The sequence below is a fragment of the Pseudogulbenkiania sp. NH8B genome (assembly GCF_000283535.1).
GTDB classification, from domain to species: Bacteria; Pseudomonadota; Gammaproteobacteria; order Burkholderiales; family Chromobacteriaceae; genus Pseudogulbenkiania; species Pseudogulbenkiania ferrooxidans.
Genome location: NC_016002.1, coordinates 596,982 through 622,039, shown reverse-complemented (window position 1 = coordinate 622,039; position 25,058 = coordinate 596,982). Strand labels below are relative to the sequence as shown.

Genomic DNA, 25,058 nt, shown 5'->3' with positions numbered 1-25,058 from the left:
CGCTCAACACCATTTGTGGTCCACCAAGGTCTTTCCGTGTTCGATCGCGTATTCGAACTCGTGACGGAAATGCTTGGTGAAACTACGAACCGGGAACACCGCGGCATCGGCCAGGGCGCAGATGGTGCGGCCCGCCATGTTGTTGCCAACGGAATCCAGAAGCTCCAGATCGCCCGGACGGCCTTCGCCGTTGGCGATGCGATGGATCACGCGATAGAGCCAGCCAGTGCCTTCACGGCACGGCGTGCACTGACCGCAGGACTCTTCGTGATAGAAGTAGGCCAGACGCTCCAGCGCCTTGATCATGCACACATCTTCGTTCATCACGATCACGGCACCGGAGCCCAGCATGGAGCCGGCCTTGCTGATGCTGTCGTAATCCATGGTGCAGCTCATCATGATCTCGGCCGGCAGAATCGGCGCGGACGAACCGCCCGGGATCACCGCCTTGAGCTTCTTGCCGTCCCTCATGCCGCCGGCCATTTCCAGCAGCGTCGAGAACGGGGTGCCCAGCGGAATCTCGTAGTTGCCCGGACGATTGACGTGACCGGAGACCGAGAACAGCTTGGTGCCGCCGTTGTTCGGCTTGCCCGCTTCGAGGAACTTCTGCGCGCCGTCGCGGATGATGAACGGCACCGAGGCGAACGACTCGGTATTGTTGATGGTGGTCGGCTTGCCGTAGAGGCCGAAGCTGGCCGGGAACGGCGGCTTGAAGCGCGGCTGGCCTTTCTTGCCTTCCAGCGACTCCAGCAACGCGGTTTCCTCGCCGCAGATGTAGGCACCGTAGCCGTGGTGGGCGTACAGCTCGAAGCTGAAGTCGGTGCCGAGGATGTTCTGGCCGAGAAAGCCGGCCTTGCGGGCCTCTTCCAGCGCTTCTTCGAAACGCTGGTACTCGGCGAAAACCTCACCGTGGATGTAGTTGTAGCCGGCCTTGGTGCCCATCGCGTAACCGGCGATGATCATGCCTTCGATCAGCGCGTGCGGGTTGAAGCGCAGGATGTCGCGGTCCTTGAAGGTGCCCGGTTCGCCCTCGTCGGTATTGCACACGACGTATTTGTCGCCCGGGAACGAACGCGGCATGAAGCTCCACTTCAGGCCGGTCGGGAAGCCGGCACCGCCACGACCGCGCAGGCCGGAGTTCTTCACCTCGGCGATCACGTCTTCCTGCGGCAGCTTGCTGTCGAGAATCTTGCGCAGCGCCTGGTAGCCGCCACGTGCCACGTAGGCATCGAGGCGCCAGGCATCGGCGGCGGCCGTGTCCACCCCGTCGAAAATCACACCATTGACGAAGACTGCCATTATTTCAACTCCGCCAGTTTTTTATCGATAGCTTCGGGCGTCATGAAGCTGCACATGCTGTGGTTGTTCACCAGCAGCACCGGCGCGTCGCCACAGGCCCCCATGCACTCCCCTTCCAGCAGGGTGTACATGCCGTCGGTACTGGTTTCGCCGATGGCGATGCCCAGCTTGCCCGAGATGTACTCGGCCGCGTTGACGCCGCCGGACAGGGCACAGGGCAGGTTGGTACAGACGGTGATCTTGTATTTGCCCACCGGCTTCATGTCATACATGTTGTAGAAGGTGGCGACTTCGTAGGCAGCTACCGGGGGAATTTCCAGGTAGTTGGCGACGAACTCGATCACCTCTTGATTCAGGCAGCGGGCTTCCGGGGTTTCACCGGTGGAACGCCGCTCTTCCAGCGCGATGCGCAGAGCGCCCATGACGGCGGAGCGTTTCTGGTCGGCCGGATATTTGGCGACCTCGCGGTCGATCAAGGCAAGCGATTGTGCGGACAGCATCAGCGGTCAATCTCCCCAAACACGATATCCTGTGTACCGATGATCGCCACCACGTCGGCGATCATGTGGCCGCGCGACATTTCGTCCAGGGCCGCCAGATGGGCGTAACCCGGCGCGCGGATTTTGAGACGGTACGGTTTGTTGGCGCCATCCGACACCAGGTAGATGCCGAATTCACCCTTGGGGTGTTCCACCGCGGCGTAGGCTTCGCCTTCCGGCACATGCATGCCTTCGGTGAACAGCTTGAAGTGGTGGATCAGCTCTTCCATGTTGCTCTTCATGCCTTCGCGCGAAGGCGGAGCAACCTTGAAGTTGTCGGTGATGACCGGCCCCGGATTTTTCTTGAGCCAATCCACGCATTGCTTGACGATGCGGTTGGACTGGCGCATTTCCTCGATGCGCACCAGATAGCGATCGTAGCAGTCGCCATTGACGCCAACCGGGATGTCGAAATCCATACGGTCGTAGACGTCGTAGGGCTGCTTCTTGCGCAGGTCCCACTCGATACCCGAACCGCGCAGCATCGGCCCGGAGAAGCCCAGGTTCCGCGCGCGCTCCGGCGATACGACGCCGATGCCGACGGTACGCTGCTTCCAGATGCGGTTGTCGGTCAACAGGGTCTCGTACTCGTCCACGTAGGTCGGGAAACGCTGGGTGAAGGCGTCGATGAAGTCGAGCATGCTGCCCTGGCGGCCTTCGTTGAGTTTGGCCAGTTCACGTGCGTTCTTGATCTTGGAAACGGTGTACTGCGGCATCGAATCCGGCAGGTCGCGGTAGACGCCACCCGGACGGAAGTACGCCGCGTGCATGCGCGCACCGGAAACGGCCTCGTAGCAGTCCATCAGGTCCTCGCGCTCACGGAACGCGTAGAGGAACACGGTCATCGCACCGATGTCGATGGCGTGGGCCCCGATCCACAGCAGGTGGTTCAGGATACGGGTGATCTCGGCGAACATGACGCGGATGTACTGCGCCCGCTCGGGAACTTCTACCCCCAGCAGCTTCTCGATCGCCAGGCAGTAGGCATGCTCGTTGCTCATCATGGAGACGTAGTCGAGGCGGTCCATGTACGGCAGCGACTGGATGAAGGTCTTGCTTTCGGCCAACTTCTCGGTGCCGCGATGCAACAGACCGACGTGCGGGTCGGCGCGCTGGATCACTTCACCATCCAGCTCCAGCACCAGGCGCAGCACACCGTGTGCCGCCGGGTGTTGCGGACCGAAGTTGAGCGTGTAGTTGCGAATCTCAGCCACCGTAGGTCTCCTCGCGAATGATGCGCGGGGTGATTTCCCGCGGTTCGATGGTGACCGGCTGGTAGATCACCCGTTGTTGCGTCGGGTCATAGCGCATTTCGACGTAGCCGGACAGCGGGAAGTCCTTGCGGAACGGGTGGCCGACAAAGCCGTAGTCGGTCAGCAGGCGGCGCAGGTCCGGATGGCCGTCGAATACGATGCCAAAGAGGTCGAACGCTTCGCGCTCGAACCAGTTGGCGGAATTCCACACGCCGACGACGGAATTCACCACGGGGAAATCGTCTTCCGGTGCGAAAGTCTTAAGGCGGATGCGCCAGTTGTGCTTGAGGGACAGAAGATGAGAAACGACGGCAAAGCGCGGACCATCCCAGGGCTGGTCCTTGTAACTGCTGTAATCAACGCCGCACAGATCGATCAGTTGCTCGAACGACAACTCGGCGTGATCACGCAGCAGGGAGGCTACTTCGACGATGTTTTCTGCCTTGCAGACGATGGTCAGCTCATCGAGCGCCAGCGTGCTCTGGACAAGCCTGTCGCCCAGCACCTGCTCGACAACCGACTTGAGCGCTTCCATTTTGGAGGCCATGGGTTTCTACCTTAGCGGGCAATGGTGTTAGTACGTTTGATCTTGTTCTGCAGCTGGATGATGCCGTACAGCAGCGCTTCGGCAGTCGGCGGACAGCCCGGCACGTAGACATCAACAGGAACGATTCGGTCGCAGCCCCGCACCACGGAGTACGAGTAGTGGTAGTAGCCACCGCCGTTGGCACAGGAGCCCATCGAAATAACCCAGCGCGGCTCGGCCATCTGGTCGTACACCTTGCGCAGGGCGGGGGCCATCTTGTTGCACAGCGTACCGGCCACGATCATCAGGTCAGACTGGCGCGGACTCGGGCGGAACACCACGCCGAAGCGGTCAAGGTCATAACGGGCCGCACCCGCATGCATCATTTCCACCGCACAACAGGCAAGACCAAAGGTCATCGGCCACAGCGAACCGGTACGCGTATAGTTGATAAGCTTATCAGCGGTAGTGGTGATGAAACCTTTTTCGAGAATGCCTTCTACTCCCATTCCAGGGCTCCCTTTTTCCACATGTAGACGAAGCCGAGCGTCAGAACCGCAATGAACTCCACCATGACACCAAAACCGAACGCACCGAGTTCCTTCAGCACGACGGCCCAAGGAAACAGGAAGGTGATTTCGAGATCGAACAAAATGAAGAGGATGGCTACGAGGTAATAACGCACGTCGAACTTCATGCGCGCGTCTTCAAAGGCCTCGAAGCCGCACTCGTAAGGAGAGAGTTTTTCAGGATCAGGACGATTAGGAGCAACCAGCCACCCCAATAGGATGGGGCCGACACCAACCAAGAGCCCTACTATGACGAACAACAGAATGGGAAAGTAATTTTGCAGCATTTCCCGTATACCCCCAAAAAAAGGAGGTATGACCCTCCTTGGCTCGAAATAAAACAGGCCACCGGAATCCCGGTGGCCTGTTTTTTACGGTGGTGCCGACAGTGAGACTCGAACTCACACAGCTTTCGCCACTACCCCCTCAAGATAGCGTGTCTACCAATTTCACCATGTCGGCACATAACTAAACTTTTATTCCGGTATCTTCGATCCGGCAGGCTTCTGATTCGCGGCACCGCCCGGGAGTTGCGGCACTACTTTTTCAACTTGCCCACCCATCACACCCAGCTCACTAGAGGGACCAGCAGAGAGCTTGACCAAGGCGAGACAGGTCGAGAAAAACACAATAGCTGCAACAGCAGTGGTGCGACTCAGGAAGTTTGCCGAACCAGAGGCTCCAAACAAACTACCGGACGAACCTGCGCCGAACGCCGCCCCCATATCCGCACCCTTGCCGTGCTGCATCAGGACAAGAACAATAATTGTTACTGCGGATATGATATTAATTACCCAAACGAGCGTTTTTAGAATTTCCATACTATATCAATTTTCTAGCGGTTTGGCAAATCATCGAAAACGACTCTGGAACCAGGGATGCACCCCCTACCAGCGCCCCGTCAACATTATCGAGAGACAGGATTGCCATCGCATTGTCTGCTTTGACGCTGCCGCCGTAGAGGACGCGAATATTAGCAGAGCCCTTGAGCCGGCGCAAGCATTCGGCCTTTATTTCACGGTGGATTTCGTCGATCTGCTCGAGACTGGCCACCTTGCCCGTACCGATCGCCCATACCGGCTCATAGGCCACCACCACCGGCCCGCCGTCGACGCCGTCGAGCACCGACAACTGCTCGCGGATTACGGCGAGATGACGATCCGCTTCGCGCTCAGCCAGAGTCTCGCCAACGCAATATACCGGAGTGAGGCCGGCCGCGATGGCGTTGCGCAGCTTCAGACTCAGCGCCTCACTGCCTTCACCAAGATACTGACGGCGCTCGGAATGGCCTACCAACACGTAGCGGCAGCCAACGTCAGCCAGCATGTTGGCCGAGCTTTCTCCGGTAAAGGCACCGTCTTCGGCGAAGCGACTGACGTCCTGGGCCGCCAGCACCAGGCCCTGCCCGCCAAGCAAGGATTCGACCGACACCAGGTAGGGAGTGGGAACCGCGATGGCGACGCCGGAACGGTTGACCGACTCCGACGCCAACAATTGCGCCACCAATTGCGCGTTGAACGCATGGCGCCCATGCATTTTCCAGTTTCCAATCACCAACTTATCAGCCATAACACCCCCATATTATTTCGACGCGCATTATATCCCCGATCTAAGGAGCGTCAAATCGCCTACCGGCAGCGCCCAAAAGACAACTTGTAATATTTCTGCAAAATACGAGGACTAGGATGCGTCCATCGTCAACTGTGTCGCTCACACGGAGTAAGCATGAAACAGTCCATTCGCCTGGCCGCCTCGTTGGTTCTGACGGGGGCCGTTGTGTCCGGAACGGCTTTCGCCGCAGACATTACCGGTGCCGGCGCTACCTTCCCTTACCCGCTGTATGCAAAATGGGCCGAAGCCTACAAGGCGGCCAGCAACAACAGCATGAACTACCAGTCGATCGGTTCGGGCGGCGGCATCAAGCAGATCCAGTCGAAGACCGTTGATTTCGGTGCTTCCGACATGCCGTTGAAGCCGGAAGAACTGGCCAAGTCGGACCTGACCCAGTTCCCGACCGTGATCGGTGGCGTGGTGCCGGTGTACAACCTGCCGGGCGTGGCTGCAGGCCAGGTCAAGTTCACTGGCGCGCTGCTGGCTGAGATATTCATGGGCAAGGTCAGCAAGTGGAACGACCCGGCCATCGCCAGCCTGAACCCGGGCGTGAAGCTGCCGGATCAGAAGATCACCGTGGTGCGCCGTTCGGACGGCTCCGGCACCACCTTCATCTTCACCAACTACCTGTCCAAGGTGTCCAGCGACTGGGCCGGCAAGGTGGGTTCCAACACCGCCGTGAACTGGCCGACCGGTGTGGGCGGCAAGGGTAACGAGGGCGTGGCCAACTACGTAACCCGTATCAAGGGTGCCATCGGCTACGTCGAGTACGCCTACGCCAAGCAGAACAAGCTGTCCTACGGCCAGCTGCAGAACCAGGCTGGCGCCTATGTTGCCCCGAGCGAGGAGAGCTTCAAGGCCTCTGCCGGCAACGCCGACTGGAAGAACGCCCCGGGCTTCTACCTGATCCTGACCAACCAGCCGGGCAAGACCAGCTGGCCGATCTCCGGTGCCACCTTCATCCTGATGCACAAGAAACAGGACAAGCCGGTACAGGGTAGCGAAGCGCTGAAGTTCTTCGACTGGGCGTACAAGAACGGCGACAAGACCGCGCTGGATCTGGATTACATTCCGATGCCGGCCAACGTCAAGGCCACCATCCGCGACAGCTGGAAGCAGATCACCGACAACAGCGGCAAGGCCATCTGGAAGTAAATCGCCATATCAGACGGCGGCTGGCACAATGGGGGTTACGCCCTGCCAACGCCGGGCGATCAGGCCGGGGAGACGACTCTCCCCGGCTTTTTGTCTGGATCGAAATACATAGAGCCATACATGGAAAAGTACAATAACGAGCAGCGGATGAACCGTCAGATGATGCTCGACAAGCTGTTCCGGAACGTCACGCGAATGTTCGCGTTCCTGGTTCTGGCGCTGCTGGTCGGCATCCTGATTTCTCTCGTCATTGGCGCCCTGCCCAGCATCAAGGCCTTCGGCTGGCAGTTCTTCATGACCAGCGACTGGGACCCGGTATCCCAGAAGTTCGGCGCGCTGGTGCCGATTTACGGCACCCTGGCCACCTCGCTGATCGCCCTGTTGATCGGCGTGCCCGTCAGCTTCGGCATTGCCCTGTTCCTCACCGAACTGTGCCCGACCTGGCTCAAGCGCCCGCTGGGGATTGCCGTGGAGCTGTTGGCAGGCATTCCGTCCATCATCTACGGCATGTGGGGCTTGTTCGTGTTCGCCCCGCTGTTCGCCGACCACGTGCAGCCGATGCTGATCGACAACCTGGGCGAGCTGCCGCTGATCGGTTTCCTGTTCCAGGGCGCGCCGATGGGTATCGGCATCTTCACCGCCGGGCTGATCCTGGCGATCATGATCATTCCGTTCATCGCCTCGGTGATGCGCGACGTCTTCGAAGTCGTGCCGACCCTGCTCAAGGAATCGGCGTACGGTCTGGGCTCCACCACCTGGGAGGTGGTGCGTTACGTGGTGCTGCCCTACACCAAGACCGGCGTGGTCGGCGGCATCATGCTGGGACTCGGCCGCGCCCTGGGGGAAACCATGGCGGTGACCTTCGTGATCGGCAACTCGTCGAATTTCGCCACCGGCCTGTTCGAGCCGGGCAACTCGATTGCCTCGTCGCTGGCCAACGAATTTGCCGAGGCGAGCGGCGAACTGTACATGTCCTCGCTGATTCAACTCGGCCTGATTCTGTTCTTCATCACCTTCGTCGTGCTGGCCTGCTCCAAGATGCTGCTGCTGCGCCTGAAAAAACAGGAAGGGAAGGCATCATAATGAATGATCGTACACATATCCCTGCGGCCATCCCGTCCCCTGCGACCGAGAGCCCGGGACAGACTGGGCGCTTTGCCATGGATCCATCGATTTACCGCCGCCGCCGCCTCATCAACGCCGTCAACATGGGGGCGTCGATGATGGCGATGGTGTTTGGCCTGTTCTGGCTGTTCTGGATCCTGTGGACCCTGATCGACCAGGGCCTGGGCGGACTGTCGCTGGACGTGTTCAGCCGCAGCACGCCCCCCCCGGGCAGTGTCGGCGGCCTGGCCAACGCCATCTACGGCAGCCTGCTGATGACGCTGTTCGGCACCCTGATCGGCACCCCGATCGGCATCCTGGCCGGCATCTACCTGGCGGAGTTCGGCCAACGTGGCTGGCTGGCGCCGGCGACCCGTTTCATCAACGACATCCTGCTGTCGGCACCGTCGATCGTGATCGGCCTGTTCATCTACGAGATGTATGTGGTCAGCGTCGGCCATTTCTCCGGCTGGGCCGGGGCGCTGGCCTTGTCGATCCTGGTGATCCCGGTGGTGGTGCGCACCACCGAGAACATGCTGCGGCTGGTGCCGGGCAGCCTGCGCGAAGCCGCGGCGGCCCTGGGGGCACCGCAGTGGAAGGTAACGCTGTACGTGACGCTGCGCTCGGCCAAGGCCGGAGTGCTGACCGGCATCCTGCTGGCGGTGGCGCGCATTTCCGGCGAGACCGCGCCGCTGTTGTTCACCGCGCTGAACAACCAGTTCTGGAACAGCAATATGAACCAGCCGATGGCCAACCTGCCGATCGTGATCTTCCAGTTTGCCATGAGCCCCTACGCGGACTGGCACACCCTGGCCTGGGCCGGGTCGCTGCTGATCACCTTCAGCGTGCTGGCGCTGAACATCGTTGCCCGCTGGATGGGCAGTCAGAAAACCCAATCGCATTAAGGCTTGACGGACATGGCTGAAAACAACATCAAGCTTCAGGTCAAGAATCTGAACTTTTACTACGGCAAGTTTCACGCCCTGAAGGGCATCAACCTCGACATCGCCTCGCGCAAGGTGACCGCCTTCATCGGCCCCTCGGGCTGCGGCAAATCGACCCTGCTGCGCACCTTCAACCGCATGTTCCAGCTCTACCCCGGGCTGAACGCGGAAGGCGAGATCCTGCTCGACGGCCACAACATCCTCGGCCGCGACGTCGACATCAACCTGCTGCGCGCCAAGGTCGGCATGGTGTTCCAGAAGCCGACGCCGTTCCCGATGTCGATCTACGACAACATCACCTTCGGCGTGAAGCTGTACGAGAAGCTGTCGAAGGCGGAGATGGACGATCGCGTGGAATGGGCGCTGCGCAAGGCGGCGCTGTGGAACGAGGTGAAGGACAAGCTGAAGCAGTCGGGCAACTCGCTGTCCGGCGGCCAGCAACAGCGCCTGTGCATCGCCCGTGCCGTGGCTTCGCGTCCGGAAGTGCTGCTGCTCGACGAGCCGACCTCGGCGCTGGACCCGATCTCGACCGCCCACATCGAAGAGCTGATCCACGAACTGAAAGAGGACTACACCATCGCCATCGTGACCCACAACATGCAGCAGGCGGCGCGGGTATCCGACTACACCGCCTACATGTACCTGGGCGAAATGGTCGAGTTCGGCGATACCGATGCGATCTTCACCACGCCGAAGAAGAAGGCGACCGAGGATTACATCACCGGCAAGTTCGGCTGATTGCCGTTACCTCACGCCATTTGCCACGCCCCTGCCTGCAGGGGCGTTTTGCTTTGGGGATGCCCCGTGGCGAGACTATGACAGAATGCTGGATTTGCCGCCGTCAAGTTGGCGTGGCGCACCCGGCCTCCATTGCCACACCCGGCGTGAAAAACTTGACGTTCCCACGGCCAAAGCCAACAATTCCGCCCTTCTTTCATCTTATTGAAACTTATCATGCTGGACATCTTTTCAGGGCTGGAAACCCATGTGGCCCTGACCCTGATCCTGTCACTGGGCTTCGTTCTGGCCTTCGAATTCATCAATGGCTTCCATGACACCGCCAACGCCGTGGCGACGGTGATCTATACCCAGTCGATGAAACCGCAGGCGGCAGTCATGCTGTCGGGCATCTTCAACTTCCTCGGGGTGCTCACCGGCGGTCTGGCCGTGGCCTACGCCATCGTCAACCTGTTGCCGGTGGACCTGCTGGTGGCGGTCAACTCGAACCGCGGCATGGTGATGGTGTTCTCGCTGCTGGCCTCGGCCATCATCTGGAACCTCGGCACCTGGTATTTCGGCATCCCCTCCTCCAGTTCGCACACCCTGATCGGCTCGATCCTCGGCATCGGCATCGGCAACTCGCTGATCAACGGCACCGACGTCAGCACCGGCATCAATTGGGGCAAGGCGATCGACGTCGGCATGTCGCTGCTGTTTTCGCCGCTGTTCGGCGCCGGCCTGGCCGGCCTGCTGCTCTACCTGCTGATGAACTGGTGGCCGCGCAGCAACATCCACAAGAGCCCGTTCCAGCGCCAGCAGATCGAAGGCCGCAAGCATCCGCCGTTCTGGGCGCGCTTCATGCTGATCGTGTCGTCGATGGGGCTGAGCTTCTCGCACGGCTCGAACGATGGTCAGAAGGGCGTCGGCCTGGTGATGCTGGTGCTGATCGGCATCGTGCCGGCGCAGTTCGTGGTTAACCTGGACAGCGACCCGATCCAGATAGAACACACCAAGATCGCCGCGCTGCAGCTCAAGGAGCTGTACCAGCGCAACGAAGCGGCAATCGTGGCGCAGTACCCGGCCTCCGCCAAGCCGACGCAGGCGTTCAGCTGCAGCCCGGCGGCCACGCAACAGTACGCCGGCACGCTGCTGTCGGCGATCGGCGAGGCCCGTAGCTTCCAGCAGTTGCCGGAAAGCCAGCGCTGGACCATCCGTACCCAGCTGATCTGCCTGGCCGACAGCGCCAAGAAGATCGCCAAGATCGCCAGCATCGGCGACGTCGAGAAGAAACAGCTCAAGGGCATCCAGCGCGACCTGACGGTCACCACCGAGTACGCCCCGATGTGGGTGATCGCTGCAGTGGCGCTGGCCATGGGCATCGGTACCATGGTGGGCTGGAAGCGCGTCGCGCTGACCGTGGGCGAGAAGATCGGCAAGAAGGACATGACCTATTCGCAGGGGATGTCGGCGCAGATCGTCACCGGCGTGGCGATCGGCCTGGCCAGCTTGGTGGGGGCCCCGGCCTCGACCACCCACGTGCTGTCGAGCGCGGTGGCGGGCACCATGGTGGTAGGCCGTTCCGGCCTGCAGCTGTCGACGCTGAAAAGCATCCTGATGGCGTGGGTTCTGACGCTGCCGGTATGCATCGGGCTGTCGATCGGCTTCTACTACCTGGGCGTGCATCTGTTCGTCTGAGCGTTGCCGCAGGACAAGACCAGGGCCGCTATAAGCGGCCCTTTTTTCATGCCTTGAGGAAGTGTTCGCGCCCGGCCAGCCAACGCGTGAGATGGGCCGCGGCTTCGTTCGGCCAACGTTTGAGCAGTTCGGGGGCCAGCTGCTTGGCCGCTTCCAGCAGTTCGATATCCTGCTCCAGGTCGGCGAAGCGCAGCATCGGCAGGCCGCTCTGGCGCGCGCCGAGGAATTCGCCGGGCCCGCGGATGTTGAGGTCCTGGCGCGCGATCTCGAAACCGTCGGTGTTCTCGTAGATCACCTTGAGCCGCGCCTTGGCCAGTTCCGACAGCGGGGTATCGAACATCAGCACGCAGGCGCTCTTGGCGGCGCCGCGTCCGACGCGGCCGCGCAGCTGGTGCAGTTGCGCCAAGCCCATGCGTTCGGCGTGCTCGATCACCATCAGGCTGGCGTTGGGCACGTCGACGCCGACCTCGATCACCGTAGTAGCCACCAGCACCTGCAGCTCGTTGGCGGCAAACGCCGCCATCACCGCCGCCTTTTCTGCCGGTTTCATGCGGCCGTGCACCAGGCCGACACCCCATTGCGGCAGGTCTTCGGCCAACTGGGCGTGGGTGTCGACCGCGGTCTGCAGCTGCAGCGTTTCCGATTCCTCGATCAGCGGGCACACCCAGTAGGCCTGCTGGCCGCCGCTGCAGGTGCGGTCGACGTAGGTCACCACCTCGTCGCGACGCGCGCTGTTGATCAGCTTGGTGACGATCGGGGTGCGCCCCGGCGGCAATTCGTCGATCACCGAGACGTCGAGGTCGGCGTAGAAGCTCATCGCCAGGGTGCGCGGGATCGGCGTGGCCGACATCATCAGCTGGTGCGGCTCGCCACCCTTGCCCTGCAGCGCCAGGCGCTGGCCGACGCCGAAGCGGTGTTGCTCGTCGACGATGGACAGGCCCAGATTGTCGAACACCACCTCGTCCTGGAACAACGCATGGGTGCCGATCACCAGCCGCGCCTGACCGCTGGCGACCTGCTCCAGCGCCGCGCCCTTCTGCTTCTTGCGCAGCGAGCCGCTGAGCCAGGCCACCTCGATGCCGAGCGGCGCCAGCCAGGCGGCCAGCTTGAGGTAGTGCTGCTCGGCCAGGATCTCGGTCGGCGCCATCAGCGCGACCTGAAAGCCAGCCTCGATCGCCGCCAGCGCGCTCAGCGCCGCGACCACGGTCTTGCCGCTGCCGACGTCGCCCTGCAGCAGACGGTGCATGGGGTGGGGCTGCGCCAGATCGGCGCTGATCTCGCCCAACACCTTCTGCTGCGCCGCGGTCAGCGCGAACGGCAGGCCGGCGGACAGCGCGGCGCGCAGCCGGCCGTCGCCGGCGATCACCGGCGCCTTGCCGCGCCGCCGCGCCCGGTACGCCAGCCGCATCGACAGCTGCTGCGCCAGCAGTTCGTCGAACTTGAGGCGCTGCCAGGCCGGCAAGGCCGGGTCGGCAAGCTGGGTGGCGGAGTATTCCGGCGTCGGCGCGTGCAGCAGGCGGATGCAGTCGGCGAACGGCAGCAGCCGGTGTTGCTCGCGCACCGCCTCCGGCAGGGTGTCGCTCAGGCTCTGCGCCTTCAGTTCGGCATGGATCAGCCGGCGCAGCACCGGCTGGGTCAGGCCGTTGACGGTGGGGTAGACCGGCGTGAGGCTGTCGGCCAGCGGATCGCCCTCCAGCACCTCGCGAATCTTCGGATGCACCATCTCGTCGCCGCGAAAACCGCGCCGCACCTCGCCCAGCGCGCGCACACGCTGGCCTTGCGCCAGCTGCTTGAGATGATTGGGATAGAAATGGATGAAGCGCAGCATCAGCGTGCCGCTCTTGTCCTCGAGCTGCACCAGGAGCTGCTTGCGCGGGCGGTACTGTACTTCGTGCGCCACCACCTCGCCCTCCACCAGCACCGCCTGGCCATACGGTGCCTGGGCGATCGGGTAGAGGTGCGTCTCGTCCTCGTAGCGCAGCGGCAGATGCAGGACGAGATCGAACCGGCGGCGAATGCCCAGCTTCTCCAGCCGCTTGGCGGTAGCGGGCGCCACGGCGGGCGGCTGGCTGGCGATATCGGGAAAGGTGCTCATCACCGGCCGATTGTACCGAAAAACAAAAAGGCGGAAGACACTGCGGTGTCATCCGCCTCGGGAGGGTCTGGCTGCTGCTGGATTTAACCCCGGCAGGCGGAGCGAGCCGAGGCAGGTGGAGTGCGGCCGAAGCACAGGAACCGGGATGTAAACGGAGTACATGAGGATTCCGCATCGCGGGGCGAATTGCTGCGTGCAAATCTCCGCGATAAAGTCGCACGCACTCCGCCGGCTCTCAAGCGGCGAAGGCCCAGCCGCCGGATGTCATGCGCTTACTGGCGTTCCCACACCTGGGTGCGCCCCAGCAGCGACACGCCGAGGAAACCGCGCACCTCCAGCTTGCTGCCGCCGTCCACCAGTTTCATCTTGGCGCTGTAGACCTTGCCCGACTTGGGATCGAGTATCTCGCCGCCGTTCCAGACTTCACCGTCCTTCTTCAGGCCCCAGACGATGGTCAGGCCGTTGATTGGCTTGCCCTTGTTGGCGCCGTCGCACTTCTCGCACACGGCGTCCGGCTTGTTGAACAGCTTGACGATCCGGCCGGAGAGCTGGCCGTCGGCGCCCTCGCTGATCTGCACCAACGCCTTGGCCTGCTTGGTTTCGTCGTCGATGGTCTTCCAGGTGCCGGCGGCGCTTTGCGCCCAGGCCGCCGGTGTCAGCAGCGCGCAGGCCAGGGCCAGCAGGGTTGCTCTTGTCGCGTTTTTCATGGTGTTTTCTCCTCGTGTCAGCCCACTATTTAAACGTTGGTTTGGAGCCGTGACTCGAGGATGCCCGTGCACCGGGCCAGCGTCAAGAATCGGGTAGCTCGAACACCCCGGACGCGACAAAAATGACACGGCCGCCCACCCTCACGCGGCCCGCCGTATCGACCGACAGTTGCAGCACGTTGAGGCGGTCGATGGCATGCCCCTGCTCGATGCGCCAGGCCAGCGGATGGCGCCCGTTCAGCGCGCACCAGCCGCCCAGGTTGGCACAGGCCGAACCGGTGCCTGGATCCTCGATCACCGCGCCGTGCTGCTCGAAGAACAGCCGCACCGTGGCGACGTTGTCGCTCTCGTGCCACAGGTAGGCAACGCGGCGCCCGGGCTGGAGCGTGGCACGCTGCATGAACAACTGGGGGTCGGGGCGTGCCGCCAATACCGCCTCACGGCTGGCGAGACGCACCAGCAGCTGCTCCGTGCCGTTGTCGAGCCATTCCGGTGCGGCGACGATGTCGGCTTCGGCCAACCCGAGCATCTCGGCGGTGTCCGCCAAGCCGAGTCCGGACGGGCGCGCCGTGGCGGCGTTGGCCTGCAGCGTGAACACGCCATCGCGCTGCGTCAGCGGGATCGGTCCGGCCTCGGTTTGCAGCACGAAGTCGTCGCCGGCCCGCCCCAGCCGATGCAGCACCGCGGCGCTGCCGAGCGTGGGGTGGCCGGCGAACGGCATTTCGTAGCTTGGGGTGAAGATGCGCAGGCGTGCCGCCGCCTTACTGGAGGGGAACAAAAACACCGTTTCCGACAGGTTGAACTGGCGCGCGATGGCCTGCATGGCCGCATCGTCGAGCCCTTCGGCATCGGTGAAGACCGCCAGCGGGTTGCCGCCGAAGTGGCTTTCGGCGAACACGTTGACAAGCTGGAAGGGGAACAGGCGCATCGCGACTCCTCGGCAGGCAATGAAAATGCTTGATTAGGCCATAGCCCCTCGCCTCACGACAGATGACGCCGCCAAACAGTCTGTTCTGCGCCGGCGTCATGACGCGCTACCGCGCGGCCACTCACACAGCGGATGCTGCATTTTTTCTCATCAGTGAAATTTGTTATGATCATCCGCTGATGCGCTTGTTTTCCATTGCTTTATCGTCGTAAAACACACACCTTTCACTACTTAAAAGCCGAAAGCCATCGATCAGCGGACTGTCATGCATCAGCTCCAAAAGCGCTGCCGGCATCCTGTCCGCCCTTGCCAACCCACGATCTGCGACAGGGACCTTATGCAGCAGAAATCTTCCATCTTCAGCCGGATCATGAACGGCAGCATCGTGCTGCAGATTCTGCTCGGCATGCTGGCCGGCATGGCGCTCGCCATGACTGCGCCGGAAGCGGCCAAATCCGTTACCTTCCTCGGCAGCCTGTTCGTCAAGGCGCTGAAGGCCATCGCCCCGCTGCTGGTCTTCGTGCTGGTGGCCAGCGCCATCGCCAGCAAGAAGCAGGGGGTGCAGACCAATATGCGCCCGGTGCTGACGCTGTATCTGGTCGGCACCTTCCTGGCCGCGTTGACCGGCGTGATGGCGAGCTTCCTGTTTCCGACCCAGCTGACCCTGGCGGCGGCGGCCACCGGCACCACGCCGCCGGGCGGGATCGCCCAGGTGATCAACAACCTGGTGTTTCAGATCGTCGACAACCCGATCAACGCCATCGCCAGCGCCAACTACATCGGCATCCTGGCCTGGGCGGTAGCGCTGGGCATGACGCTGAACCATGCCAGCGACAGTACCAAGCAGATGCTGAACGAAGTCGCCGACGCGGTATCGCGCATCGTGCAGATCATCATCCGCTTCGCCCCGGTCGGCGTATTCGGCCTGGTGTCCGACACCATCGCCACCACCGGTTTTGGCGCGCTGCTGGGCTACAGCCAGCTGCTGCTGGTGCTGGTGGGCTCGATGCTGTTCATCGCGCTGGTGGTGAACCCGGTGATCGTGGCGCTGACCCTGCGCCGCAACCCGTTCCCGCTCGTGTTCACCTGCCTGCGCGAAAGCGGCGTGACCGCGTTCTTCACGCGCAGCTCGGCGGCCAACATCCCGGTCAACATGAACCTGTGCAAGAAGCTGGGCCTGAATGAAGACACCTACTCGGTATCGATTCCGCTGGGTGCCACCATCAACATGGCCGGCGCGGCGATCACCATCTCGGTGCTGAGCCTGGCGGCGGTGCACACGCTGGGCATCCATGTCGACCTTCCCACCGCGCTGCTGCTGTCGGTGGTGTCGACCGTCGCCGCCTGCGGCGCTTCCGGCGTGGCCGGCGGCTCGCTGCTGCTGATTCCGATGGCGTGCAGCCTGTTCGGCATCAGCAACGACGTGGCGATGCAAGTAGTGGCAGTCGGCTTCATCATCGGCGTGGTGCAGGACTCCGCCGAGACCGCGCTCAACAGCTCCACCGACGTACTGTTCACCGCGGCGGCCTGCCTGGCCGCCGGCGATGTGGTGGGCACGGAGCCGGAGCTGGCCAGCAACGAAGCTTGATCTCCCCGCACCATGAACAAACCCCCTGTTGTCAGCAGGGGGTTTTTTGTATGGCGGCTAACCCTGTGCAGGGCGTTGCAACAACAGCAAGCGTGCGGCCAGGCCCAGCAGCACGATGGCCAATACCCTCCCCTGCCATACCGCAAAGCCCGGCTGGCGTGTCAGCCAGCCACTGACCGATGCTGCCATACGGCCCAACAGGGCATGAAAGAGAAAGGCCGACAGCGTCAGCACTGCCCCCAGCTGGCATAGCTGCCAGCCGACATGGCCCTGCGACGCATTCACGAACTGCGGCAAGAACACCATGAAAAACAGTAGCGCCTTGGGATTGAGCAGGCTGTTGAACATGGCCATGCGCAAGATCTCGCTCTCGCGCCGTTTGGGCTGGATTGCCAGGGCCATCAGACCGCCGCTGCGCCAGGCTTTCCAGGCCAACCACAGCAGGTAAGCCGCACCGGCCAGACGCAGCGCGTCGAACAGCGGCGGCCAGGCCATCAACATCGCCGTCACCCCGCCTGCCGTGAGCAGCGTCAGCACGACATCCGCCAGCAGAATACCCAGCGCCACGGCATAACCGGCACGAGCACCCTGCAAGGTGCTGTACGACAGCAAGAACGCCATATTCGGCCCCGGAGACAGCAACAGCAGCGTCACACTCAGCAAGAACAACCCCAATGTTTCGATGCCAATCATGTCGATGTCCTATGGTGATCTGTACTGCAAATTAACACGATGCGGCCCGACAGCCCATTACCGAGAGTTGAACACTGTATTCCAGCGAGCAAAACAAAAAGCGGCCCAAAGGCCGCTTTTGTGCGCGATGCGGGAAGTGTTTATTCCAGCACCAGCACCGCGTCGGCTTCCACCTGCACACCCTTGGGCAGGCTGGCCACGCCGATGGCGGCGCGCGCCGGGAACGGCTGGCTCATGTACTGACCCATTACTTCGTTGAACACGGCGAAGTTGGACAGGTCGGTCAGGTAGGCGTTGAGCTTGACGATCTGATCGAGCGAGCCGCCGGCGGCTTCGCACACGGCCTTGAGGTTCTTGAACACCTGGTGGGCCTCGGCGGCGAAACCGCCTTCCACCACGGTCATGGTGGCCGGGTCGAGCGGAATCTGGCCCGACAGGTACACGGTGTTGCCGGCCTTGACGGCCTGCGAGTAGGCGCCGATGGCGGCCGGGGCGTTGTCGGTGTGGATGATTTCTTTTGCCATGCTTATTCTCCTTCTTTCAGAAACAGGGTTAACAGGTCGTTGAGGAAACGCTGGCCTTTCAGCGTCGGCTTGAGCGTGGTCAGGTCGCGTTCGATCAGCCCCTGTGCCTCGGCCTCGGCCAGTTCGCGCTGGATGTGCGTCAGCGGCAGGCCGGTGCGCTCGGCGAACAGGCGCAGCTCGAAGCCGTCGGTCAGGCGCAGCAAATTCATCATGAATTCGAACGGCAGGTCGGCGCGGGCGATGCGCTCGCGGCTCTGCGTCGGCCGGCCCTCGGCCACCGCCTTGAGGTAGGCCGCCGGCTGCTTGTAGCGCATCTCGCGCACGATGCTGTCGTGGGCGCTGATCTTGGAGTGCGCCCCGGCGCCGATGCCGAGGTAGTCGCCGAACTGCCAGTAGTTCAGGTTGTGGCGGCACTCGCGGCCGGGCCGTGCGAAGGCCGAGGTTTCGTAATGGCCAAAGCCGGCCTCGGCCAGGCGCGCTTCCAGCGCCTCCTGCATGTCGGCCGACAGTTCGTCGTCCGGCAGCTTGGGCGGCAGGTAGCGCGCGAACAGCGTGTTGGGTTCGATGGTGAGGTGATACGCGGAAATATGCGTGACGCCAAACGACAATGCAGTGCCCATATCCGTCAGAGCCTGCTCCAGGGTCTGGCCGGGCAGCGCGTACATCAGGTCGAGGTTGACGTTGTCGAAGTGCGTCAGCGCGATATCGACCGCGCGTCGCGCCTCGTCACCGTCGTGGATGCGTCCGAGCGCCTTGAGGTGCGCCGGGTCGAAGCTCTGGATGCCGATCGACAGGCGGTTGATGCCAGCCTCGCGGAAGCCCTTGAACTTGTCCGATTCAAAGGTGCCGGGGTTGGCTTCCATGGTGATCTCGGCATCCGGATAGAGCCGCACGCGGGCGCGGATGCCGGCCAGCAGCGTGTCCATCGCCCGCGCCGAGAACAGGCTCGGGGTGCCGCCGCCCATGAAGATGGTGTGTACCGGCCTCCCCCACACCGCCGGCAAGGCACTTTCGAGATCGGCGAGCAGCGCCGCGACGTAGGCGTCCTCGTCGAAGCCGTTCTTGGCCTCGTGCGAGTTGAAGTCGCAGTACGGGCACTTCCGCACACACCAAGGGAAGTGGAGGTACAGCGACAGCGGCGGCAGTTCGCGTAATCCGCTCAGCCCTGAAAGCGATATCTTTGTCACCGTCACTGCGCGGCCCCTCGCCGTACTTCTCGTACTGTCTCGTCTCGGCTCGCTCGGTTTCGCGATCTCGCTTCCAGTGCGTTGCGGCTTACCATTTTGTCATTCGCCTGGCTCATGCCAGCGCCTTGAGCTTGGCCATCAGCGCCTGCACAGCCTGGCCGCGGTGGCTGACGCGGTTTTTCTCGGCGGCGTCGAGTTCGGCGGCGGTGCGACCGTAGCCGGGCAGCAGGAAGTACGGATCGTAGCCGAAACCGCCCTCGCCACGCGCGCTGTCGATCACCTCGCCGTACCAGACGCCGTCGGCGACGATGGGCTGCGGGTCGTCGGCGTGACGCACCAGCACCAGCACGCAGTAATACCAAGCGCGGCGGTTGGCCTCGCCGGCCAGCTTTTCCAGCAGCAGCGCGTTGTTGCGCGCGTCCGATTTCGGTTCGCCGGCGAAGCGTGCCGACTGCACGCCGGGGGCGCCGGCCAGCGCCTCGACGCAGATGCCGGAATCGTCGGCCAGCGCCGGCAGGCCGGTGATGCGGCTGGCGTGGCGCGCCTTCTCCAGTGCGTTCTCCAGAAAGGTGTGGTGCGGTTCCGGGCACTCCGGCACGTCGAACTCGCCTTGCGGATGCACGGCAACGCCGAGTTCGGCGAACAAGGCGGAAAATTCTTTCAATTTGCCGGCGTTGTTGCTCGCCAGCACGATACGGTCGAACATGCGTTCTCCTGGAGTGAAACCTGCTACCGGCTGCGATTTAGCCATAGATACGCGCGCATCGGAAGAGAAAAATCAGGAACAGTCAATTCAGCAGAAAAATTCCTAATAATTAGAAATTATTGCTGCGTATTTGTTAATAAATGGTAATTTACGCCAAGAAAAACAAGATAGAAGCGACATAGCCCTGATGCAAAAATAACGGTCGGAGGGACGAGGGAGCCCCGCCGGCCGCTTGCCGCTCGCCATGCTTCAGTCGCGGCGGGTCGCGTCGCGCGCCGCCAGTAGCAGGCCGGCGTCGGCCCCCTTGAGCAAGGCGGCGTCGGACAGCATGCGGCGCCAGGCGCGGGCACCCGGCAGTCCCTGGTAGAGACCAAGGATATGGCGCGCGACGTGGCGCAGCTGGGTGCCGGGCTCGGCCAGACGCTGCTCGATATACGGCAGCATCACCTCGACCACGGCGTCGCGGCTGGCCTCAGTGTGGGCGTCATCGTAGAAACGCGCGTCCCAGTCCGCCATCAGCCAGGGGTTGTGGTAGGCCTCGCGCCCCACCATCACGCCGTCCACATGCTGCAAGTGACCGGCGATCTCGTCGTTGCTCTTCACCCCGCCGTTGAGCAGGATTTCGACGTCGGGAAAATCACGCTTGAGACGGTAGACGTAGTCGTATTTCAGCGGCGGGATTTCGCGGTTTTCCTTGGGCGACAAGCCCTTGAGGATGGCATTGCGGGCATGCACGATGAAGGTGGCGCAACCGGCCTCGACGATGTGGCCGACGAAGTCGCGCACGTAGCCGTAGTCTTCCACCGCGTCGATGCCGATACGGTGCTTGACGGTGACGTCGATGCCCACCGCATCGCGCATCGACTTGACGCAGTCGGCCACCAGTTGCGGCTCGGCCATCAGGCAAGCGCCGAACGCGCCCTTCTGCACCCGTTCCGAGGGACAGCCGACGTTGAGGTTGACTTCGTCGTAGCCCCATTCTTCGGCCAACCTAGCGCAGCGTGCCAGCTCGTCCGGCTCCGATCCACCCAGTTGCAGCGCTACCGGGTGCTCGCACTCGTGATAGCGCAAATGGCGCGCCACGTCGCCGTACAGCAGCGCCCCGGTGGTGACCATCTCGGTATAGAGCCAGGTGTGCCGGGTGATCTGGCGGGCGAAGAAGCGGTAGTGGCGGTCGGTCCAGTCCAGCATCGGTGCCACGGAAAGCCGCCTACTCGGTAATTTCGCCCTGCAACCTTGATTTTTCAAGGCTTCCGACTTGGTTTGGGCGTTTGATTCAAACATCATTTCACCATGATTTCACTACGATTTTGACTATTCAGTGCTAAAATATGTGCAGAAAAATGCGGTTTAGCACCGCGTTTCCGACTTTTTAGCACTGGCGGCGAAAAACGTGGCAACCATCACTAAGTATCGGAAAAGAAACGGAGAATTATCCTACTCGGCCCAAGTGCGCGTCAAACAGGACGGCAAGGTGGTGTTCTCCAAATCACGCAGCTTCCCGACCCGGGATGCCGCCGAGAGCTGGGCCAAGCGGATCGAGGTGCAGTCGGCCGAACCGGGCTTCATCGAGCGGCACAAGTTGGGGAAGGTGACGATCGGCGAGCTGCTGGAGAGGTACCGCGACGAACTGACCGAGGCAGGCCGCCTGGGGCGCAGCAAGGGCTATGTGCTCGACCTGCTGCTGCGCTCGTCGATCTCCGAGATTGCCGCGATCAACCTGACCAGCGCCGACGTGGTGGAGCACTGCAAGGTGCGGGCTGCCGCTGGTGCCGGCCCCGCGACCGTGCAGCAGGATGTGATCTACCTCCGCACGATGCTGGACCACGCCGCGCGCGCCTGGCATCTGCCGGTGTCGGTGGCGCCGGTCGATGCCGCCTCGGCTCCGGTGCGCAAGCTGGGGCTGACCGGCAAGAGCCGCAGCCGTAGCCGGCGGCCAACGGAGGAAGAGCTGGAGCTGTTGCTGGGTTGGCTGGCCAGCCGTGAGGCCGGCCACAATGCCAGCATTCCCCACCGCGATATCGTGCGCTTCGCGATCGCCAGCGCGATGCGCTTGGGCGAGATTGGCCGGATCGAGTGGGCCGACCTGAACGAGCAGCGCCGCACGGTAATGATCCGCCAGCGGAAGAGCCCGTCGAACAAGCTGACCAATGACCAGGAGGTGCCGCTGCTGGGCGAGGCGTGGGAGATCGTCGCGCGCCAGCCTCGAACAGAGGCCCGCATTTTTCCGTACAACATGGATTCGGTGTCGGCCGCATTCGAGCGAGGGTGCAAGGCGATGGGCGTGATCGATCTGCGGTTCCACGACTTGCGCCACGAGGGTGCCAGCCGGCTGTTCGAGCAGGGTTACAGCATTCAGGAGGTGGCGCTGGTCACCGGCCACCAGTCGTGGAACAACCTGAAGCGCTACACCCAGCTCAAGCCGGAGTCTCTGCACGACAAGCAGCCGCCCCGCCCTGCCCCGCCGGTGGCGCTGCCGGAGATTCCCGTCTCTGGCGCTGGCGTGTTCGTCGGACGCTGGCACTGCGAGGCCGATGTGCTGGCCGATTATGGATTGGATGCCGAGGATCTGGACGGTGGCCGGGTGCTGTTCGCAGCGAGCCACGACGGGCACGGTGCTTTCGTGCTGTTCGAGGAGGCCGGCACGTTGTACCAGGTGGTCAGTGACGGTGCCGTGCGTGATTGGCTGCCGGAGCCGACGACGGTGAACAAGGTGCGGCACCGGGCCAAGACCGGCAAGCTGGGGATGGTGAACGGGCGCAACGAGTACGGAAACGCATTGATTAATGTGCTGGCCGGAGTGGGTTCGTGAAAAAGCCCGCAGGTAGCGGGCAGGCTTGGGCTTAAATTGCGGTGAGGCGAAGAGGGCCTCTATCGCTACTCTTAAGGGCGCTCCCAGCAAATCGCATTGGATGGCTAGACGTCAGGAACAGTATAGGGACATCAAATGGATCATGCCCAGCTGAGTCGATTTCCCAGTACAGGTCTTCAAGCGTTCTGGCTGTGGCTTGCTTCCATTGCATCCTCCCGGTCTGAAACAGAAATTCTATCGAGCTGCATTCCCCGCCTCTGGCCTGCAGCCACTGTTCTATTTCTGTTGAAGGCCACCCAACCGCTCGGGTGCCAATCTTTCTGCCGGCGGGGAAGTTGCCGGTGCGCATTTGCTCGTAAATGGTTGTTTTCGACAGCCCGGTTAATTCCATCACTTCTTTTAGGCGAATGATGCGTAAATTATTCATTTCGTTATACCTTCTTGCAGTAGATAAGAACGGTCGCGTCAGAATCGGCGGGGCGCTGAACTTTCGCGTTCGACTGTGCTGTTGCACACTCAATCTGAGTCATTGGTTTGGACACGTCATGCAACAGCGTGCCGTGCCATCCGCTCACAACGGATACTATTAGGATCCACATCTCGCACCTCCTTCTTTCTGCTTCAGTCCGGCTCGGTGCTGGCGGCCGATATCAACCTGCCGTGGACGCTTGTTGTCGGGTCCAAAACGGCCTAACGGAATCATGTCGATCTCTTTCTATTGATTTCCGGACACATGCCGTGCCTGGATCATTCTGGATGGAAGCGCCCGCAGTGATTGCGGCACGATCGCCCGATTCGCAAGTTGTTCCAAGGCCAGGCTGGCCGGTCGGGTTGTTGGGGTGATTTTGGCCTGTTGAATTGCCTGTCTCCGGCTCTCGCACATGGTCGTGAAGCTGGCTCGGCGGTGGCAGCCACAAGAAACCACCTTACCTCCCGTCACCGCACCCTTCTGCATTTCCCGCTCATTGCCACAATCGCAGCGGAACAGCCAGAACTGGCGCTTTTTCGTGCCCTGTGCGGCAGATCGAACAAACGCCACAGCAACCAGTTGGCCGAAGCGTTGGCCTGTGATATCTATCGGTCTCATCCTTCTATCCTCCGAAACTCGACCACCCACACCCAGGGGTTGGCATTCCATCCACTGGCGCCCCAGCCATTGATCTTCGTCCAAAGCATCGAGTACAGCTCCTCTGGTGCGTACCAGTTGCCGCCAGTATCAAGCTCGCTTTCGCAATGCTTCACACCCTCGGCCAGCGCGTCTGCCTCGCGAATATCCTGCAGACGCTCCGCGCGCACATCGACGATTTCCAGCAGGATGCGGCTTGCCCAGCGTGGCATGAGCATGGCGCGTTGGTACTGGCTAGCACCTTTGTTGTCGTTATCTAGGGCGTGTCGGACTAAACTGCGTGCGAATGTACATGCGGTCGGTGCGTTAAAGATGCCGGGGATGTGCCATGTCTGCCGCACCCACAGCCGGTCGCCGACGGCAAATGGCGATTTGCGCCATGGGTCCCATTGTGCTGTGCCGACTCCGTTGCCAGATGGGCCATTGCCCATCCATTGGTCGCGGTGAATGCTCACTTTTGTGGTGCGATGATCTGGCTGTGGCTTGACGATGAACCTCGTCTGCGTCTTCTGTCCGGCCAGAAGGGCGCGCACCATCGGCGCGCTGAATAGGATCGGTCTCTCTTTCGCTTGGCTCACAGTGCCTCCCTCGCCTTGCGCTCTACTTCCGCCTTTCGGTCTTTCTCATCGCGGGTGTCGACGTGTTTCAGGTCGTCGAATGCTTTCAGCACCTGACCCGCGTACTGTTTTTGCTCGCGCCGTTGTTTCTCAGTTTGCAGTGGAATAATCTTCATACGCCCCTCCTGAACGTCTTGGTCATGTTGTGATTGATCGAATAACCCCGCCGGCGCAGTACATTGGCCAGTCGGGCACGGTCGTGGTGGCTGTGGGTGGCTTGGCCGAGCAGGCCGAAGTAGCTGTTTGCCGTTTCGAACAGCGCATCGCCGTCCAGGTGGGCGCCGCGCTCGATAGCCTGTCGGTAGCTGCGGCGGCGCGTGGTGTGTGACCATGGCTTGATGACCTGGCCTACGAAGTCGATGCCACGCGCCACCGGCTGCAGAATGGTTTTGCGCGGGTTGATGTGAACGTGCAGCCGCTCGAGCAGCTCCGCCAGGTGCGGCACCTTGTTGCGTGCCGAGTTGGCGCGATAGACCAGGATCGAGAGCCTGACGCACTCGTTCCGAAGGTCGTCGCCCAGCGAGCGCTTGAAGTCCCTTGGCATGCTGGCTGTCAGTTTCGTGATCAGCGCTAGCAGATCGTAGGTGACCTTGTAGATCGGGAGTTGTGTATGCAGAGCCATGCTGAATTCGAGCGCGGGCTGCGCCCGCGCTTAAAGGG

General features: G+C 62.1%; 28 protein-coding genes and 1 tRNA gene. 7 read left to right on the top strand and 22 right to left on the bottom strand.

Annotation, left to right across the window (positions count from 1 at the left end; all coding sequences use genetic code 11):
- Positions 1-3: 3 nt before the first annotated feature.
- The 9 genes from nuoF to tpiA all read right to left on the bottom strand — a co-directional run bounded on the left by nuoF (position 4) and on the right by tpiA (position 5,755).
- Positions 4-1,299: an NADH-quinone oxidoreductase subunit NuoF gene (nuoF, locus tag NH8B_RS03000; RefSeq protein WP_014085964.1), complete on the bottom strand. Its 1,296-nt coding sequence runs from the start codon at positions 1,297-1,299 to the stop codon at positions 4-6.
- Positions 1,299-1,799, bottom strand: coding sequence for an NADH-quinone oxidoreductase subunit NuoE (gene nuoE / locus NH8B_RS02995; protein WP_008953448.1), 501 nt, complete (start codon positions 1,797-1,799; stop codon positions 1,299-1,301). Before nuoE ends, nuoF begins: the two co-directional genes overlap by 1 nt.
- Positions 1,799-3,052 carry an NADH-quinone oxidoreductase subunit D gene (locus NH8B_RS02990; protein WP_008953449.1) on the bottom strand — a complete coding sequence of 418 codons (1,254 nt, stop codon included), beginning with the start codon at positions 3,050-3,052 and terminating at the stop codon, positions 1,799-1,801. Before NH8B_RS02990 ends, nuoE begins: the two co-directional genes overlap by 1 nt.
- Positions 3,045-3,638: an NADH-quinone oxidoreductase subunit C gene (locus NH8B_RS02985; RefSeq protein ID WP_008953450.1), complete on the bottom strand. Its 594-nt coding sequence runs from the start codon at positions 3,636-3,638 to the stop codon at positions 3,045-3,047. Before NH8B_RS02985 ends, NH8B_RS02990 begins: the two co-directional genes overlap by 8 nt.
- 11 nt (positions 3,639-3,649) lie before the next feature.
- Complete coding sequence (locus tag NH8B_RS02980; RefSeq protein ID WP_008953451.1) at positions 3,650-4,126, bottom strand: NuoB/complex I 20 kDa subunit family protein; 477 nt, start codon at positions 4,124-4,126, stop codon at positions 3,650-3,652.
- Entirely contained in the window at positions 4,117-4,473 is a 357-nt protein-coding gene (locus tag NH8B_RS02975) for an NADH-quinone oxidoreductase subunit A (RefSeq protein WP_008953452.1), read from the bottom strand. The genes NH8B_RS02980 and NH8B_RS02975 overlap by 10 nt, the downstream gene beginning before the upstream one ends.
- Before the next feature lie 90 nt (positions 4,474-4,563).
- Positions 4,564-4,648, bottom strand: a tRNA-Leu gene (locus tag NH8B_RS02970).
- 14 nt (positions 4,649-4,662) lie between these two features.
- Complete coding sequence (secG, locus tag NH8B_RS02965; RefSeq protein ID WP_014085963.1) at positions 4,663-5,007, bottom strand: preprotein translocase subunit SecG; 345 nt, start codon at positions 5,005-5,007, stop codon at positions 4,663-4,665.
- A gap of 1 nt (position 5,008) precedes the next feature.
- Positions 5,009-5,755, bottom strand: coding sequence for a triose-phosphate isomerase (gene tpiA, locus NH8B_RS02960; RefSeq protein WP_083844232.1), 747 nt, complete (start codon positions 5,753-5,755; stop codon positions 5,009-5,011).
- A gap of 156 nt (positions 5,756-5,911) precedes the next feature.
- Between tpiA and pstS the strand changes: the two genes are divergently transcribed.
- The 5 genes from pstS (at position 5,912) to NH8B_RS02935 (ending at position 11,415) form a co-directional block, all read left to right on the top strand.
- On the top strand, positions 5,912-6,952 hold the full coding sequence (pstS, locus tag NH8B_RS02955) for a phosphate ABC transporter substrate-binding protein PstS (RefSeq protein WP_008953454.1): 1,041 nt from the start codon (positions 5,912-5,914) through the stop codon (positions 6,950-6,952).
- 120 nt (positions 6,953-7,072) lie between these two features.
- The gene (gene pstC / locus NH8B_RS02950; RefSeq protein WP_008953455.1) at positions 7,073-8,035 is read left to right on the top strand and encodes a phosphate ABC transporter permease subunit PstC; all 963 of its coding nucleotides are present in this window, start codon (positions 7,073-7,075) and stop codon (positions 8,033-8,035) included.
- 77 nt (positions 8,036-8,112) lie between these two features.
- Entirely contained in the window at positions 8,113-8,961 is an 849-nt protein-coding gene (gene pstA, locus NH8B_RS02945; RefSeq protein ID WP_051002140.1) for a phosphate ABC transporter permease PstA, read from the top strand.
- Between the two features lie 12 nt (positions 8,962-8,973).
- The gene (gene pstB, locus NH8B_RS02940; RefSeq protein WP_008953457.1) at positions 8,974-9,738 is read left to right on the top strand and encodes a phosphate ABC transporter ATP-binding protein PstB; all 765 of its coding nucleotides are present in this window, start codon (positions 8,974-8,976) and stop codon (positions 9,736-9,738) included.
- Between the two features lie 216 nt (positions 9,739-9,954).
- Complete coding sequence (locus tag NH8B_RS02935; protein ID WP_014085960.1) at positions 9,955-11,415, top strand: inorganic phosphate transporter; 1,461 nt, start codon at positions 9,955-9,957, stop codon at positions 11,413-11,415.
- A 46-nt stretch (positions 11,416-11,461) separates the two neighbouring features.
- Here NH8B_RS02935 and recG read toward each other — a convergent pair whose 3' ends face one another.
- The 3 genes from recG to NH8B_RS02920 form a co-directional block, all read right to left on the bottom strand.
- The gene (gene recG / locus NH8B_RS02930) at positions 11,462-13,510 is read right to left on the bottom strand and encodes an ATP-dependent DNA helicase RecG (RefSeq protein ID WP_014085959.1); all 2,049 of its coding nucleotides are present in this window, start codon (positions 13,508-13,510) and stop codon (positions 11,462-11,464) included.
- Positions 13,511-13,782: 272 nt separating this feature from the next.
- The gene (locus NH8B_RS02925; RefSeq protein WP_014085958.1) at positions 13,783-14,217 is read right to left on the bottom strand and encodes a DUF2147 domain-containing protein; all 435 of its coding nucleotides are present in this window, start codon (positions 14,215-14,217) and stop codon (positions 13,783-13,785) included.
- A gap of 82 nt (positions 14,218-14,299) precedes the next feature.
- Positions 14,300-15,145: a PhzF family phenazine biosynthesis protein gene (locus tag NH8B_RS02920; RefSeq protein ID WP_014085957.1), complete on the bottom strand. Its 846-nt coding sequence runs from the start codon at positions 15,143-15,145 to the stop codon at positions 14,300-14,302.
- A 337-nt stretch (positions 15,146-15,482) separates the two neighbouring features.
- Here NH8B_RS02920 and sstT point away from each other — a divergent pair, with 337 nt between their 5' ends.
- Complete coding sequence (gene sstT, locus NH8B_RS02915; RefSeq protein WP_014085956.1) at positions 15,483-16,733, top strand: serine/threonine transporter SstT; 1,251 nt, start codon at positions 15,483-15,485, stop codon at positions 16,731-16,733.
- A 57-nt stretch (positions 16,734-16,790) separates the two neighbouring features.
- Here sstT and NH8B_RS02910 read toward each other — a convergent pair whose 3' ends face one another.
- From NH8B_RS02910 to dusA, 5 genes are all read right to left on the bottom strand, one after another.
- Positions 16,791-17,426: a LysE family translocator gene (locus tag NH8B_RS02910; protein WP_014085955.1), complete on the bottom strand. Its 636-nt coding sequence runs from the start codon at positions 17,424-17,426 to the stop codon at positions 16,791-16,793.
- 140 nt (positions 17,427-17,566) lie between these two features.
- Positions 17,567-17,950 (bottom strand): RidA family protein, encoded by a 384-nt coding sequence (locus NH8B_RS02905; RefSeq protein ID WP_008953463.1) that lies wholly within the window; start codon positions 17,948-17,950, stop codon positions 17,567-17,569.
- Positions 17,951-17,952: 2 nt separating this feature from the next.
- Positions 17,953-19,143 (bottom strand): radical SAM family heme chaperone HemW, encoded by a 1,191-nt coding sequence (gene hemW / locus NH8B_RS02900; protein WP_014085954.1) that lies wholly within the window; start codon positions 19,141-19,143, stop codon positions 17,953-17,955.
- A 106-nt stretch (positions 19,144-19,249) separates the two neighbouring features.
- A complete protein-coding gene (gene rdgB, locus NH8B_RS02895) occupies positions 19,250-19,843 on the bottom strand; it encodes an RdgB/HAM1 family non-canonical purine NTP pyrophosphatase (protein WP_014085953.1) in 594 nt (197 codons plus the stop codon).
- Positions 19,844-20,092: 249 nt separating this feature from the next.
- Positions 20,093-21,034 (bottom strand): tRNA dihydrouridine(20/20a) synthase DusA, encoded by a 942-nt coding sequence (gene dusA / locus NH8B_RS02890; protein WP_041702806.1) that lies wholly within the window; start codon positions 21,032-21,034, stop codon positions 20,093-20,095.
- A 259-nt stretch (positions 21,035-21,293) separates the two neighbouring features.
- On the opposite strand from dusA, the gene NH8B_RS02885 reads away from it, so the two are divergent.
- Positions 21,294-22,655, top strand: coding sequence for a tyrosine-type recombinase/integrase (locus NH8B_RS02885; protein WP_232503517.1), 1,362 nt, complete (start codon positions 21,294-21,296; stop codon positions 22,653-22,655).
- Between the two features lie 31 nt (positions 22,656-22,686).
- Here NH8B_RS02885 and NH8B_RS20235 read toward each other — a convergent pair whose 3' ends face one another.
- The 5 genes from NH8B_RS20235 to NH8B_RS21105 all read right to left on the bottom strand — a co-directional run bounded on the left by NH8B_RS20235 (position 22,687) and on the right by NH8B_RS21105 (position 25,020).
- On the bottom strand, positions 22,687-23,082 hold the full coding sequence (locus NH8B_RS20235) for a helix-turn-helix transcriptional regulator (RefSeq protein WP_014085950.1): 396 nt from the start codon (positions 23,080-23,082) through the stop codon (positions 22,687-22,689).
- 288 nt (positions 23,083-23,370) lie between these two features.
- The gene (locus tag NH8B_RS20705) at positions 23,371-23,742 is read right to left on the bottom strand and encodes a hypothetical protein (protein WP_148282932.1); all 372 of its coding nucleotides are present in this window, start codon (positions 23,740-23,742) and stop codon (positions 23,371-23,373) included.
- Positions 23,739-24,359 carry a hypothetical protein gene (locus tag NH8B_RS02875; protein ID WP_014085948.1) on the bottom strand — a complete coding sequence of 207 codons (621 nt, stop codon included), beginning with the start codon at positions 24,357-24,359 and terminating at the stop codon, positions 23,739-23,741. Before NH8B_RS02875 ends, NH8B_RS20705 begins: the two co-directional genes overlap by 4 nt.
- The gene (locus NH8B_RS21020) at positions 24,356-24,514 is read right to left on the bottom strand and encodes a hypothetical protein (RefSeq protein ID WP_014085947.1); all 159 of its coding nucleotides are present in this window, start codon (positions 24,512-24,514) and stop codon (positions 24,356-24,358) included. The genes NH8B_RS02875 and NH8B_RS21020 overlap by 4 nt, the downstream gene beginning before the upstream one ends.
- Complete coding sequence (locus tag NH8B_RS21105; RefSeq protein WP_014085946.1) at positions 24,511-25,020, bottom strand: four helix bundle protein; 510 nt, start codon at positions 25,018-25,020, stop codon at positions 24,511-24,513. The genes NH8B_RS21020 and NH8B_RS21105 overlap by 4 nt, the downstream gene beginning before the upstream one ends.
- Positions 25,021-25,058: the final 38 nt, after the last annotated feature.